The sequence below is a fragment of the Methanomicrobium antiquum genome (genome assembly GCF_029633915.1).
Classification (GTDB): domain Archaea; phylum Halobacteriota; class Methanomicrobia; order Methanomicrobiales; family Methanomicrobiaceae; genus Methanomicrobium; species Methanomicrobium antiquum.
The window spans coordinates 1,830,901-1,846,323 of record NZ_CP091092.1 but is presented as its reverse complement, the minus strand read 5'-3'; the positions used below and the strand labels follow the sequence as shown (position 1 = coordinate 1,846,323).

General features: G+C 38.0%; 8 protein-coding genes and 2 tRNA genes. 5 read left to right on the top strand and 5 right to left on the bottom strand.

Annotated features, from left to right (window positions below; all coding sequences use genetic code 11):
• The first annotated feature begins 479 nt into the window (after positions 1–479).
• Positions 480–1,184, top strand: coding sequence for a DUF1614 domain-containing protein (locus L1994_RS09100; protein WP_278099128.1), 705 nt, complete (start codon positions 480–482; stop codon positions 1,182–1,184).
• A 555-nt stretch (positions 1,185–1,739) separates the two neighbouring features.
• Here the strand turns inward: L1994_RS09100 and L1994_RS09095 are convergent.
• Positions 1,740–1,812: transfer RNA gene (locus L1994_RS09095), tRNA-Gln, on the bottom strand.
• Between the two features lie 1,145 nt (positions 1,813–2,957).
• On the opposite strand from L1994_RS09095, the gene L1994_RS09090 reads away from it, so the two are divergent.
• The 3 genes from L1994_RS09090 to L1994_RS09080 all read left to right on the top strand — a co-directional run bounded on the left by L1994_RS09090 (position 2,958) and on the right by L1994_RS09080 (position 10,806).
• Positions 2,958–5,474, top strand: coding sequence for an MEMAR_RS02690 family S-layer glycoprotein (locus L1994_RS09090; RefSeq protein ID WP_278099127.1), 2,517 nt, complete (start codon positions 2,958–2,960; stop codon positions 5,472–5,474).
• A gap of 476 nt (positions 5,475–5,950) precedes the next feature.
• Positions 5,951–7,369 carry a peptidase associated/transthyretin-like domain-containing protein gene (locus L1994_RS09085; protein ID WP_278099126.1) on the top strand — a complete coding sequence of 473 codons (1,419 nt, stop codon included), beginning with the start codon at positions 5,951–5,953 and terminating at the stop codon, positions 7,367–7,369.
• Between the two features lie 380 nt (positions 7,370–7,749).
• The gene (locus L1994_RS09080; protein ID WP_278099125.1) at positions 7,750–10,806 is read left to right on the top strand and encodes a VWA domain-containing protein; all 3,057 of its coding nucleotides are present in this window, start codon (positions 7,750–7,752) and stop codon (positions 10,804–10,806) included.
• A 46-nt stretch (positions 10,807–10,852) separates the two neighbouring features.
• Here L1994_RS09080 and L1994_RS09075 read toward each other — a convergent pair.
• The 4 genes from L1994_RS09075 to L1994_RS09060 all read right to left on the bottom strand — a co-directional run bounded on the left by L1994_RS09075 (position 10,853) and on the right by L1994_RS09060 (position 14,145).
• Positions 10,853–10,924 (bottom strand) — tRNA-Arg (locus tag L1994_RS09075).
• A gap of 193 nt (positions 10,925–11,117) precedes the next feature.
• A complete protein-coding gene (locus L1994_RS09070; protein ID WP_278099124.1) occupies positions 11,118–11,552 on the bottom strand; it encodes an ACT domain-containing protein in 435 nt (144 codons plus the stop codon).
• The gene (locus L1994_RS09065) at positions 11,552–12,856 is read right to left on the bottom strand and encodes a phenylacetate--CoA ligase family protein (protein WP_278099123.1); all 1,305 of its coding nucleotides are present in this window, start codon (positions 12,854–12,856) and stop codon (positions 11,552–11,554) included. Before L1994_RS09065 ends, L1994_RS09070 begins: the two co-directional genes overlap by 1 nt.
• Positions 12,853–14,145, bottom strand: a complete 1,293-nt coding sequence (locus L1994_RS09060; RefSeq protein WP_278099122.1) for a phenylacetate--CoA ligase family protein — start codon at positions 14,143–14,145, stop codon at positions 12,853–12,855. Before L1994_RS09060 ends, L1994_RS09065 begins: the two co-directional genes overlap by 4 nt.
• A 173-nt stretch (positions 14,146–14,318) precedes the next feature.
• On the opposite strand from L1994_RS09060, the gene L1994_RS09055 reads away from it, so the two are divergent.
• On the top strand, positions 14,319–15,125 hold the full coding sequence (locus L1994_RS09055) for an ABC transporter substrate-binding protein (protein WP_278099121.1): 807 nt from the start codon (positions 14,319–14,321) through the stop codon (positions 15,123–15,125).
• Positions 15,126–15,423 lie beyond the last annotated feature (298 nt).

The following is a 15,423-nucleotide window of genomic DNA, read 5'->3' as shown; positions in this document are numbered from 1 at the left end:
GCTTTAAAGGCCGCTGTGAAAATAACTAAATGAATTTTTAATTTTGGTTCTTCTCCATTTTTCTGAAAGTCAGGACTATCCAAAAAGAGAAACAACTTAGAGAATAACCTCCAAATCTGATGATATGTCCAATAAACATTACAAATGGAGGGAATGCATTTCTGCATTCACATCTATGTTCTCATTTGTGGGCTTTTAAGATTATTGATATGGAAGATTTCATAAGTTTCTTAGGTTACTGGCCTTGACTGGAAGACAATCAAAGCTAATCGATTATTAGCAAGGGAGGGGACAGGCCCCTCCCTTAAACCCACCCCGCTTACGATAGGTCACCGGAGGGGGGCTAAGCCCCTCCGGTTCCCGGGGATATTGTGTACATCGCGACAAATCAATTCCAAATTAGGGTGATCAGAAATATGGCGAAGAGTCTTAATTTTTAGCGTAATCATTAATGTCAGATAAAATCAGAAATTAATTTAATGGCACGATATTTTTTCAATCCTCTTTCAGTTTTTCTTCTGATATTTTTGATATTGTTTTTAATTCTTCTGATTCCTTTTATGTTTCTCGGAATTATCGGAGGTGCGCTTTACAAACTTGGATTTGGTCTTTGGCAGATAATTTTTCTGGTATTTGCAATGATTATTGGAAGTTTCATAAATCTGCCTGTAACCAGAATAAAAAGTAATCCCCAGTTTGTCCGCGTTCCTCACGGATATTTGACTGACAGGCTTTATCGTGCACCTGAGTTTTCGACTGATACAACAATTGCCTTAAATGTCGGAGGGTGTATAATCCCTGTGATTGTATCCGGATACCTTTTGTTTCAGGCTTTTTCAATCTCTGAATGGGAAAATATTATAATTTCGGTTTTTATAGGGATAATAATTGTATCAGCGGTCACAAAACTGACTGCAAAGCCTGTTGCCGGCGTTGGTATTGCAACGCCTATTTTTATTCCGCCGCTTTGTGCACTTTTATGCGGGCTTTTGCTGTCAGGGGGAATTTCTCTTGCGGCACCTGTTATTGCATATATTAGTGGAACAATTGGAACACTTATTGGTGCAGATATTTTAAACCTTAAGAAAATGGGGGAGCTTAACACTTCTGTTGCATCTATTGGAGGTGCAGGTACATTTGACGGTGTGTTTCTTGCCGGAATTATAGCGGCTTTTCTTGCATGAAACTGGTGCATGAAATGATAATTTCATGTAATTTTTGTGGTTCTTCTCCATTTTTCTGAAAGTTAGGACTATCCAAAAAAAGAAACAACTTAGAGAATAACCTCCAAATATGATGATATGTCCAATAAACATTACAAATGGAGGGAATGCATTTCTGCAATTACATCTATGTTCTCATTTGTGGGCTTTAAGATTATTGATATGGAATATTTCATCAGTTTCTTAGGTTACTGGCCTTGACTGGAAGACAATCAAAGCTAATCGATTATTAGCAAGGGAGGGGACAGGCCCCTCCCTTAAACCCACCCCGCTTACGATAGGTCACCGGAGGGGGGCTAAGCCCCTCCGGTTCCCGGGGATATTGTGTACATCGCGACAAATCAATTCCAAATTAGGGTGATCAGAAATATGGCGAAGAGTCATTTTTGTATTAAAATTGATGAAAATCAACGAATCAGATTTGATTAATTATTGCATAAAACTTGATTAAAAACGTTCATGAAATTAGATTTCATAATTAGATTTCATTAAAGTGTTTTAATAGAATAAAAAGAATAGTCCGGAGCAGATTCGAACTGCTGTCGCAAGATCCAGAGTCTCACATGATTGACCGCTACACTACCGGACTTAAGGTTTGTTCTCTTCTTTTTTGTTGATTTAAATGTTTTTGAGCTTTTACTTAGCCATTTTTTATTAGCACATCTTTTCCAGTTAGTAAATTTTATTCTTCTAATTGTAAGATGCTATACATAATTGTGCGTACAGATTAATTAAAGTGACGAAATGGATCTTTCTCCTGACTCCTTTTCTGATGCCTTCAGGGACAAAAAAGGAAGTGATAGTTGGATGTGGTAGTTACATCTTGGGTTAAAAGAGTTAATTTTGACAGAAAAAGTGTTAATTGAAATTTTTGTAGCCGATTTTGGCAATTTAACAGGAAAGTCAGTATCAATAGAGTCAAAATCAGTATCAATGGAGTCAAAAAATAGATTCAAAGTCAGTATCAATAGAGTCAAAAAATAGAGTCAAAATCAGTATCAATAGAGTCAAAAAATAGAGTCAAAATCAGTATCAATAGAGTCAGTAACAATAGAAAAGTTTGTAATTGACATGAAAGTTACTTCGTAACTTACATGAAACAGTTAGCATAAAATATAATTTCATGTGCGTTTGCAATGAAAGTTAAGGTTCCGGATAAACTTATCAGGATTTTTGTGTGATAAAAAATGCATCCATCCTGCAGGTTTACATGGTATGATAATTTAATGAACGTTTTCATAGCAATTGCCAGGTGATTTCTAATTGACTTTGGTAGCAAATCATAATCCTCAAAAATTGAGTTTCTGCAGGTAAAACTGCCTTGATTTAATGATTAAAACCTATTATGTTTTGTTTTTGAATTGGTGGTTTTGAAAAACAAAAAAAAGCGCATATTTTTAAAAAGAACAGATCTTTTAAAATCAGAAATTAAATGTTAATTTAGGTAATTGTCGATCTTAATTTCAAAACAAAAACAGACAATTTGTATTATATTCGTCGTGTCTTTATAGTTATGCAATCACACATGACCTAATGCCGGACAAAATAGCTCTGGATTGTTGTCTCTTTATAATTCCCTTTGCGTTCTTTCAACCACAAAGGATATATTAGGTGTTCTACAAATATTCCTCTATATTCCGTCGTTCGGAGTATGGGGCAAGGTGAATCCTTTTTCGACAAATGTCGATCAAGATTGATTGCCTGATCCTTAAATCGTATGTTAAGGAGGTTTAAATGACAAGTAAAAAATTCGGAATAGCACTGTTATCTCTCTTAGTGCTTGCACTCTTTGCAGTAGCACCGGCAATGGCTGCCGATGCATATTCAAAGAATATTAGCGCAGGAGAAACAGTCTTTATAGGAGAATCCGGTCTGAATATTGAGACTGCGGTTAATTCCCAGCCATATATATCATACTGGGCACCAGGTACAGCATTCACTGATGCACCAACAAAGAGCATTAATATGACTGCAGGTCTTATGCGCAATTTCTTTGTTGACCCGTCTGATTTCAGCGGTGCAACAGGATCCTGGTATCAAAATACCGGAACTGGTCCTATTACTGGTACAGCTGTATTAGCATTTGTAGTTGAACAGCCAAGCCTTGGTGTAACTGCCTGGTCAACAACCGGAACATCACTTGACGGTAAGAAAGTTATTTCAAAAGGCAATGTAGTACTCAGAATTGATTCTAACTTCTACAAGATGTTTGCACGTGATGATAAGTATGACAATTCAACTGGTCTTAATCTCTACGTAGAAAACCCTGATGGAGCAACTCTTAACAAGTTATGGAACGGTACAGTCCTGAACTCAATTTCTGCTCTGCAGCCAAATGTTCAGACCTGGTATGTCAACAATGTATCCGGCGCCAGCTCAACAATATCCACATGGTATTTAGATTCTACCAGATATTCAGCTGGAGAATACAAGATCTGGGCTGAGTCCAACCTTAACGCTATGAAGGACAACCTTGGATCAGTTACTGGAAAGACAGTATCAAACACTGCAACCATTACAGTTGACAAGGAAACTGTTTCAATTACAGCAGATAAGGAAACTGTTGTTCGTGGAAATGGATTTGCAATAACTGTTGATGCTGCTCCAAAGACAGACTATGCTCTGTGGATCTCCGGAACAAATGGTTCTTCAAACGTACCCCCAACAATCACTGTTGGTCAGGATGATGTAACTATTAATGATGCATCTGCTGCAGCTTTTGCATACAAGAGTGGTACCACAGTAATAGCAGATACTTACGGTGCTGACAGATATGCAATGGTAAAAACAAGTGCATCTGGTACAATCACAGTAGGTTTCACAACTGACTCTGACACAAGTGATTCTACATACACTATCCGTGCACAGAAGCACGATCTTAGCAACTTACAGCTTTATGATACCGTTAAGGTAAAAGTAGAGAAGGGAGCTGTTACAGTTACAGCATCCGGTGACGGTTCATACTATCTTGGTGAGGAAGTTGTCCTCTCAGGTACAAACACCGACTCCGATGATGTATATCTCTTTATCACAGGTCCAAACCTTCCGACAAGCGGTGGAATGATAACTGAGCCTGCACATACAGTAAATCCATTTGGAACAGCAGGTACAGATTATCTCTCAGAATCAGTAAAGACTGATGATACATGGGAGTACAAGTGGGATACATCAGCAATTGGTGTAGATGCAGGTACATACACAATCTACGCTGTTGCAGAGAATGTTATAAAGAGCAACCTTTCAGGCAGAAAGTATGACACAGTTTCAATTGTTGTCAAGAAACCGTTCGTAACAGCAACAGTTTCAGCATCAACAGTTGCAAAAGGTGACAAGTTCTACATCCGCGGAACAGCAGAAGGCAACCCAACAAAGGGTGTGGCAATCTGGATTCTTGGAAAGAACTACTGGAATGGTGAAAACACAGATCTTACAAAGTGTGCTGCTGTAACAACAACAGTTAATGATGACGGATCCTTCGAAGAAGAGATTGCATCAGGAGCTACAGCTGATATGGCATCCGGACAGTACTTCGTTGTTGTCCAGCACCCGATGTACAATGGTGACTTTGATGTCTACGTAAACGCTACAAGTGCATCATACACCTATGTAGAGGGTAAGGCAAAGAACTCAGATAAGATAAACAACCAGTTCGTAATCTGGGGAAGCGGTAAACTGCAGGGATCAGATGCTGCAACAGCACTTATTAATGCAATTAACTCCCCGGACATTGATGATACATACACCAAGCTCACATTCTTAATTGAAGAGCCATGGATCAGGATCAACTCAATTGGTGACCACTACATCGGTGACCAGTTCAAGATTACAGGTACAACAAACCTCGCAATCGACGATGACCTGATTGTAGAAGTAACATCTTCATCCTTCCAGCCAACAGAGAAGACACAGAGTGGAGAATTCTCCGGTGTCTCAAGCACTGTTAAGGTAACAGAAGGCGACTCATACAACGAATGGGCACTTGACGTAGATGCATCAACCTTCAAGGCAGACGAGTACATTGTAAACGTCGAAGCAATTGAAGCAGATGTAACTGCAACAACAACATTCAATGTCCTCAAGAGTGCACCAACAACTGCACCTACAGACAAGCCTACAACTGCACCAACAACAGGACCTACAACAGTACCAACAACACCAACACCTGAGCCAACAGCATCACCAGGATTTGGAGTACTTGTTGCACTTGCAGGCCTCGGCGCAGTCGCAGCACTTGTAATGAGAAAGGACTAAAATCTTAAAATCAAAACTTTTTTTTTGAAATTTTAAAAAACACTTATGAAACAAATGTTTCATGCAAAAGTTTAATGTAAATCACAAATTGATTATTTATGTTATGGTGTAAGACCCACATTATGGGCGTTTTTCATCGCAAAAATGAATGATTAAGTTTTTTAACAATTAAGGTTTTTTAAAATATTGACTACAATATTAATCACAACGTGATTTTCAGAACAGATATTTCATAAATTTATAGCAATTTTTTAGCATTCAGTTAAAAATGATTAAAAAAAATTCATTAAACAAATTTTTCATGCAGTGTTTCATGAAAATCAGATTTGGTTTTACATGAAATATAATTTCATGGACGTTTTCATGGTAAACTATTACAAAAACCTAAAATCCGATTGAATTACAAAGCTGTCCATCTGTGCTTTTATCCAATACTATCCGCATAATATAAAAACAATGAAAATTAAAGTAAATTCATGAATATTCGTTGCTTTCTGACACTCCTGTTGTTTATGGGAGCGATATGCTGTACTGTTCAGGCAACCACAACCATTTCTATAACTGTAACTGACGAAACTGATAATCTGCCTGTTTCCGGTGCATCAATTTACATCGCCGGAAGTTACGTTGGAACTACAAACACCAACGGTTATTTTGAATACACACATAGTTTTTCCTCAAGCTACAGAATTGGTATAAAAAAGACTGGTTATGAGTACTGGAGCACACAGGTTTCAAGTGGAAAAACCTCTCTTGATGCTGAAATGACGCCTGAAGTGGGAACACTCACAATAAATATCCTGGATTCTGAATCACTTGAACCTTTGGATGACGCACTTGTAACAATAACAGGTGACAATATTGATGAGACACGATCAACAGATAACTACGGGACTGTTGATTTCAAAGTATCCCTTGATTCTTCATATATAATTACTGTTAAGCTCAACAGTTATGAAACACTCACGAAAAACGTTGAGATAAATGATGAATCCAAAACTGTTGATTATCTTCTTCAGAGAAACGATCTTGTAATATTCCAGATTTTTGACGGCGAATCAGATACTGCGAACACACCTCTTGCCGATGCAGAGATATATATTGACGGAAAGCTTGCCGGAGAGACAGGCTCGTCAGGCAAAGTCACTTTAAATATCGAGCATGAAAAAACCTACAATGTTGAAGTAAAAAGAAGTCAATACGCATCATTCGAAGAGGAGCACTTCTTCTCAAACGATGAAATTCTATACACTGTAACACTTTCCAAAAATCTCTATCCAGTCACGGTTTCTGTATATGACGATGAAAAACGCCCCATATCTGACGCTGAAATCTACATAGATCAAAATCTCTATGGAGTCTCTGATGCATACGGAAGAAGCGGAGTTACTAAAATATCTTCAGGAAACCATGAATTTCTTGTTAAAAAGACCGGATATAATGATTATTTAATAACTGAAAACATTGACGGAAGTCTTGATGACATAATAGTAACACTTGATTATTCAAAATCAGCAGTGAAAATTATTGTCCAGGACAAGGATAACAAATTAGTGTCAGGCGCTATAGTTTCAGCGAATGGAAACAGCCTTGGAATTACTGACAATACAGGAATGATAACAACCGAACTTATCGGAAACGCCGATTACAATTTCTATGTTACAGCTGAAGGATACAACGAGTTCAGTGACACAAGACAGGTTCCTCTTGGAAGCACTGAGATGACACTAACCTTTGTCCTTGAAAAGAAATTTGACTTCCTGCTTATAGGAATAATTGCTGTTGCGATTTTGATCTTAGGATTTGTTGTATACAATTTAAAGTTCAGAAATGGTGGAACAAGAGGCAGAAATCAGAAGCGTCCTCCGAGACGTTATGATGGCGGCGGACTATAACTCCGGTTAAAAACTTAATTTTTAATTTATACATCATATTTTCAGCTTAAACTTTATTTTTACTGAGTTATATTGAGTTTGCAATTTTTAAGATAATAATGTGCAAAACAATTGTTTCATGAAAAAAATTTAAAAAATTGAAATATTATTTCCTGTATTTTTTTGATTATCAATCTATATATAGAATGTACAGGCAGAATTTAGTATATTATAATCCGGCATAGTAGAATTTAGTGTAAAAATTCTGATCTGCCCCAATGTCGTATTAATTTAAGGTTTAAATTTATGTTACGATTATATGCAAAATTACCTGGTAAATAACGTGTTTAAATTTGTGCTTAAATTTACGTAATAATCTTCATTGTTTTTGGTGATTTAAAATGGATAAAAAAATAATTTTGTTTTCGTTTCTGATAATATCAGCATTTCTTCTTACAGGTTTTGCCTGTGCACTTGAAGAAACAGAAATTGTGATAGAATCTGACAGTGACTGGATTTCTGCCGGAGGTGGATCTGCAACTATTTCTGTCTCTCTTCTTAATTCATCATGTACAATAACAAATGTTGAATTCAGGTGCACTGAGTCAGAAAAATTTGGTGATGTATCTCAAAAAACCGTATCTTCATCACCATTTATTACATATTTTAGTTCAACTGTAAGTGGTACTGCAAATATAGAGGCTATTGTCAGCTATAATGATAGTGAAGGAAATACAGGAACAATCACCAAAAACATAAACCAAAAAATCGATCATACAGTGCCGCATGAAATTTTAAGTGTCAATTATTTAAACGAAGTCACAGTTAATGAGAATACCCCTGTGACTGTCATTATGGCTGACAGATATGGCAACTTAATTGACAGCAGATATGAAGAAGAAGATTCAATATCGCCTGAATTCATCGAAATGTACAGCAGTCCTCAAGACGCTTTGTTCTTTGACGGTGCAGACTACACTTTAAACTACACAAAAGTGTATGTGAATTCATCAGGCGCCGCATCAGCTCTTCTTCGTGTATCAAAAGTTCCCGGCAACAATGAAATTTCACTATATCCGCCTAATGGAATAGAGCCTCAGTACAGAACGATTATGGGTCTTGGAAATGCATGGCCTTTTTCTATAATCGCTTCTGTAAGTCCGAACAATGGACAAACACCATATCTTCCTGCTGATGAAGAGAGCAAATTTTACATAAATTATTATCTTTTTGACCAATATGGAAATCCGGCCGGAAACAGAACCATTCACATAGAAAGCTCAAATGTAAATGATGCGGATTTCTACAGAACATCAAATATGGACAATGGTGTGGTAAGCATTTCATATGGCCCTACCTCACAGAAGAGTGTGATAACACTTGTTGCATATTCTGTTGACAACGAATCTGTGTATGTCGAGCAGAGAATCATGTTTGACAGCACCGAGCCTGTTGACATGATACTGACTGCAAACCCTGAAGTTATGCCAAGCTATGATGTTTCATCAGACAGAACCTCTGCAGTCCGTGCAAAAGTAATTGATGAAAGAGGAAATCCTGTTGCAAACGAAACTGTCAGCTTTTCAATAGTAGACGGGTCATATCCTTCCTATTCAACATCCTCTCCTTCTCTTTCAGAACCATCTGCTCTAACCAATGAGGACGGATATGCAGTAATCGACTTTATTCCGGGTTCTTTTATCTATGACACAAATGATCCCTTATATGAACTACAGGCATCTGCAAACTGCACAGTAAGGGCTGTTTGGGAAAATATGGAGGGAGTATCGACTGAAAGAGATATTATTCTCGAATGGAAGAACTTTCCATATCTTTCAGTTGAGTCTGAAGTAACTCCTGAAACTGTTTCTGTAAATGACACTGTTGATGTGACTGTCCGTTTAATAGGAGACGGGTGGGCGCTTCAGCCTGACCCGATTGACGTTGTTTTATCTGCAGACAGATCAGGAAGTATGCTAAAGGATTATCCTGACAGAATGGTCGTTGTAATGGATGCAATGAAAGAGTTTACATCCTCAATGAGCGAGAAGCGTGACAGAATAGGACTTACAACTTTTGGAAACAAAGGCTGGTCAGATATCTGGAATTACGGGATGTTTTACTGGGCAGGATATGACGGATATTCCCGGTACATCTCAAAGGAGGATATAACATACATCAGTCAGAATTATCCAAACAACGGCACAGATTATTCAGATTATGCGACACTGGATATTGGTCTGACTCCAGATTACAGTAATGTTTATGATACGATTTCAGGCATTGTTCCAATGCAGGGCACTCCTATGCGGGGCGGCATTTATCTTGCACTAAAAGAGCTGATTGAAAATGGAAAAGAGGATGCAGTAAGGGCAGTTGTAGTTTTATCTGACGGTGACTACAACTATTACGGCGATCCTCTTGCAAGAGGAAGTGGTTTTACCTCATATCCCAGTGATTTTGGAGATTTGACCAAGAATTATTATAGGTTTTCGGATTTATCATATGATAATCAGAATCTTGCAAAATATGCAAAATCAAAGAATATTAAAATTTATTCCATAGCGTTTGGAAATGATCTGTCATATGAAGGACGCCGGACACTAAGACTTTTGGCAGAAGAAAGTGAGGGTGAATTTTTTGATGATGTGGATTCATCAAACATCAACGATGTTTACAGGGAGATTGCAGGCGATTTAAAGACCGAAGCCGGTGTAAACACTCAGATGAACCTTGATTTTACAAATGTTGAATTAAACAACATCACCGTTCCAAACACACAGTTCGAACCTGTTTTAGAATATGTATATGCAAATGACAGATCAACTGTAATCTCAAAGTGGAACAGGACAGAGATTGTTATCCCAAGGTATACTGTTGATGATAGAGATGAGTGGAGTGCCAACCGTTCATTAGACTTTGATGTTGGAACAGTCAGGCTTGGTGAAACCTGGGAGACCACATTCCGTCTCAGGGCATTAAAAGACGGGAACATAAACATCTTTGGTCCGGGCTCCACAATTAAATTCAACAACGGAACAGACGAACTGTCTCTTCCAAAAACATTTATTACGGCAGTTCACAACCAGACTTCAACCGGAATTGATTTCAAAGACCTTTCTATATCAGATCTTCGCTCGACAAACACGGCCACTGTTACAGATGCACTTGACTTAAAATGGAATATTAACTACACAGGAGAGTATTCTGCAGAACAAAATGTCTATTATCTAAGACAGGGTGACGATGTCTGGATATTGTTTGAAACAATGAGTCCTGTTTTTGGTCCTGTTGAAGAAAAAGAGCAGTCTGCAGTATTTGTTGTAAAGGATATGCCGCCCGGCACTTATAGTATAAGAGTTCATGCCAAATCGCCTGATACTGCAGATGCAATATCTGAGATTGATAGTTGTCTTAAAATTGGTGACAGTGAGGTATCATATATCAAAATCGAATGAGAAACAGTCTGGAAAAATAAACTTATAAAAAACTTTTAAAACTGAGCGGATCCAGCGGGAATTGAACCCGCGTCTTTGGGTTCGAAGCCCAAAAGGATATCCTCTACCCTATGGATCCAGCCTTAATAGATTTCACCGGCTATATCAAAAAAGTTGGTATTTGAAAGTTTTTAAATCACTCATTCTAAGTTAGATCAGTTATCCTAAATAAGTCATTCCGATGCAAATTAAAGGTGATTAATTCACCTTTAAATATTTTTTAATTCTCACCTGCTTATTTACTTTATCTATTTGCCTGAACCAATCCTTAATTATTTAAACATCTCTGATTTTAAAAGCTCACCTTTATTATTTCTGATATCTTTGATTGCCTCTTCTACTTTATCAACACGAAGAATTAAAACCGCGGCATCCTTTCCCGAATAAGCATAGGCATATTCGATGTTTATCGAAGCATCGGCAAGAATCTTTGCGGTATTGTATAATCCGCCAGGTTCATCTTTCATGTTAACTGCTATTACATCTGTAAAAGATACCATAAAACCCATAGCGGCAAGCTTGTTTAAGGCAGGTTCAGGTTTGTCAACCAAAAGGCGGACAACACCAAAACCCTTTGACTCTGCGATTGAAAAGGCGAAGATGTTTATTTTTTCTTCTTCAAGCGCTTTTGCAATTGCCGCAAGACGGCCGGGTTTGTTCTCGGAAAAGACCGAAATCTGCTTAATTACAAAATCCTTAGTGTCCATTATATATTCCTCCTGTCAATTACCCTCTTTGCCTTACCCTCAAACCTTGGTAGTGAGTTTGGCGCCATTATCTCAATTGCGGCGCTGACATTAAGAGAGTTTTTAAGTGTATGAGATACTTTTCTCTTTATATCCATTAAATCATTTATTTTGTCTGAGAAGAATTCCTGCTTTAGTTCAACCTGAACAAGCATGTTGTCCAAAGTTCCTTCTCTTTCCACTATTATCATGAAGTGCTGGCCCAAAACTTCCGGAATTGACATGAGGGCATGTTCAACCTGTGATGGGAATACATTAATTCCTCTTATAATCAGCATGTCGTCAACCCTTCCGCTGAGGCGGCCTATTCTTGGATGAGTCCTTCCGCAGGGGCATTGTGATTCATCAAGATAGGTGATGTCTCCTATGCGGTATCTTATCATCGGAAGTGCTTCTTTTTGAAGAACAGTCATAACAAGTTCTCCTTTTTCACCCGGCGGAAGAACCTCCTGAGTTTCAGGGTCAATAATCTCTGTGTATGCAATATCGCCCCAGATATGTATTCCGTTCTGCTCTGAACATTCGCAAAACATAGGCCCTGAAATTTCAGATGTTCCAAAGATATTGTATGCTAAAATTCCCATTTTATTCTGGATATGATCTCTCATCTGCTCAGACCATGGCTCAGCGCCTAAAATTGCGGTTTTTAAGAGTGTGTCGTTTTTTATTGAAACACCCATCTTATCGGCAACCTCCCCCATGTGATTGAGATATGAAGGAGTGCATGCAATCGCTGTTACATTTAAATCCTGCATCAGCTCAATCTGTCTTTCGGTATTTCCAACACTTGTCGGAACAACTGTTGCACCTATTTTTTCCGCACCGTAATGCAGGCCAAGTCCGCCTGTGAAAAGACCATACCCATAAGAGACCTGCATTACATCTCCTCTTCCAAGACCACAGGCAGTAAGGGAGCGTGCAACTGACTGTGTCCATAGATCAAGGTCTTTTTGTGTGTAGCCGACAACTGTTGGTTTTCCTGTTGTCCCTGATGAAACATGGTATCTTACAAGCTCATCTGTTGATGCAGTAAAAATTTTGTTTGGATAACTGTCGCGAAGATCAGTTTTATACATGAAAGGCAGTTTTTTTACGTCTTCTAACGAATTGAAATCATCCGGATGAACATTAGCCTCTTTCATTCTCCTGTGATAAAAATCAGAGAAGCTGTACAGGCGGTACACAAGTGACTTGAAATACCTGTACTGTATTTTTTTTAGCTCATCTATTGGCATTTCTTCAATTCTTGGGTCCCATGCTCTCATAATTTGTCTCCTCTTTTATCAATTACTCTCTTTGCTTTTCCTTCAAATCTTGGAAGAGATTCGGGTTCAACAAGAGAAACTTTGGTTCTTACATTTAGTATTTCTTTTAATGAATGAATTATTTTCTTCTGGATTTTTTCAAGATCTGAAAGTTCGCCTTTGAAAAATTCTCTTTTGATTTCAACCTCAATTGTCATCTCGTCAAGGTGGTTTTCCCTGTCCACATAGACCATAAACTGTTCGCCGACTTCAGGTATTGCGCGAAGGACATGCTCTATCTGCGATGGGAACACGTTTATTCCTCTTATTACAAGCATATCGTCACTTCTTCCGGTCAGGCGTGCGATTTTTGGTCCTCTGCCGCAGGGACATTCATCCTCAAGGATCATTGTGATGTCTCCCGTTCTGTACCTTAAAAGGGGCATTGCCTCTTTTACAAGCGGAGTTACAACAAGCTCTCCTTTTTGTCCGGGCTCTAATACCTCTCCTGTGTCGGGGTCGATTATTTCAATCAGATACGAATCATGCCAGAAGTGAAGGCCGGTTCTCTCCTGACATTCAAATGCCGCACCAGGGCCATACATCTCGCTCATTCCATAGGAATCATATGCCTTTAAGTCAAGCTTGCTCTCGAGGTTTTTCCGCATGTTGTCAGACCATGGCTCTGCACCAAACATTCCGGTTTTGAGAGTTTTTAGCTTTGTATTCATTGTTTCAGCAACTTCTGCAAGGTGCATTGCATAACTTGGTGTGCAGTGGATTGCTGTGACTCCGAAATCATCTATCATCTCAATCTGGCGTTTGGTATTTCCTGTGCCGCTTGGAATTACAGTCATTCCTATTTTTTCTGCGCCATAGTGAAATCCAAGTCCGCCTGTGAAAAGACCATAGTTGACAGCGTTTTGAAAGGTATCATCGGCTGTAAGCCCGACCATAGTCATATTTCTTGCTATTAACTCTGACCAGTTCTCAATGTCCTGTTTTGTATATCCGACAACTGTTGGTTTTCCTGTTGTTCCTGATGTTGTGTGGATTCTTACAATCTCTTTTTTTTGGACTGCCAAAAACCCGAACGGATATCCGCCCTGAAGATCTGTTTTTTTTGTGAACGGGAGTTTTTGTATGTCTTTGACATTTTGTATGTCTATGGCATTTATTTTGGATTCGTTTAGCAGTTTTTTATAGAATGGTATATTTTCTGCCTGTTTTATTGTCCACTTAAGACGCTTTATCTGGAGTTTCTCTAATTTATCTCCTTTTAAGGTCTCGGTTTCTTTGTTCCAGAACATAAAAGCTCATAGTATGGTATGCTATGTCATGGCATGAAGGTTGTGGTTTGGCAAATAGAAGTGGTTTTCTTAATTTTTTAGAAATTGAAAAGATATTAGGGGATTTATGATATAACTTTTAATTTGAAACCTTTTCATAAGTTCTTTATATTTATTTAACCCTAAATTTCAGTATGGACAAAAGGATTTTGGCTGTCTTAGTTTTTATTACAGCTCTTTTTGCAGTCGCATTCGCCGGCTGTACAGGCACAGAAAATGGTTCTGATCAACCTGTGGATGTAATTGTTGAAGAAAAAATTGTTTCTGTCGTTGTAGGTATTGACGGGGAGTATCCGCCATATTCATTCATTGACAGTGACGGCAATGCACAGGGATTTGATGTTGATTCAGTTAAGTGGATTGCAGATAAAAAAGGCTTTGAAGTTGAGATTAAGCCCATGGCATGGGACAGTATCATTCCGTCACTTATTGCAGGAAAGATTGATATGGTCTATTCCGGAATGACAATTACACCTGACCGTCTTGAGAAAGTAAACTTTTCTAAGCCCTACTGGATAGCAAATCAGGGTGTTGCTGTAAAGAAAGGAAGTGAAATTACACTTGATGACATAAAGTCAGGAAAGGCAGTAATTGGCACACAGGCAGGATGCACTGCTGCAGAATGGATCTCTGAATATCTTGTTGATACCGGAATTATGCCTGAGGAAAATCTCAAGCAGTCTTACAGCAGTATTGCACTTGCAATAACAGATCTCGAAAACGGACGTGTTGATGCGGTTATGTATGACACACCTGTTATTATTGAATCAATCAAAGGAAAAGATCTCGAAAAACTTGGAACAATTGAGACAAATGAAGAGTATGGCGTTGCAATCAGAAAAACAGACGTTTTACTTCTTGAGACTATGAACGAGGGTATTGACGAGTTAATGGCAGACCCTTACTGGCAGGAATTAATTGATAAATACGATCTTGCTTAAATCTCATTAATTTCTTTTTTTTTTGCTATTACACAAATCTCATGCCTTTTTGCACAGGCATCTTAACTTAAATAAAAAACTGCAATCTGAAATAATTAAAAGATACTGAAATAATTAACAGATAAATGACTAACAAATTGAAACAACTGACATGTAAAATTACCACAACGATGGAGTAAGTGTAAGATTGAAGAACTACATCAACAACAAACAACAACTAAAACACAACAACTCCTGATAGAAAAAGAGACAAAATATATAAAAAAAGTTAAAATGATTAGTTATTTGCTAAATTTTT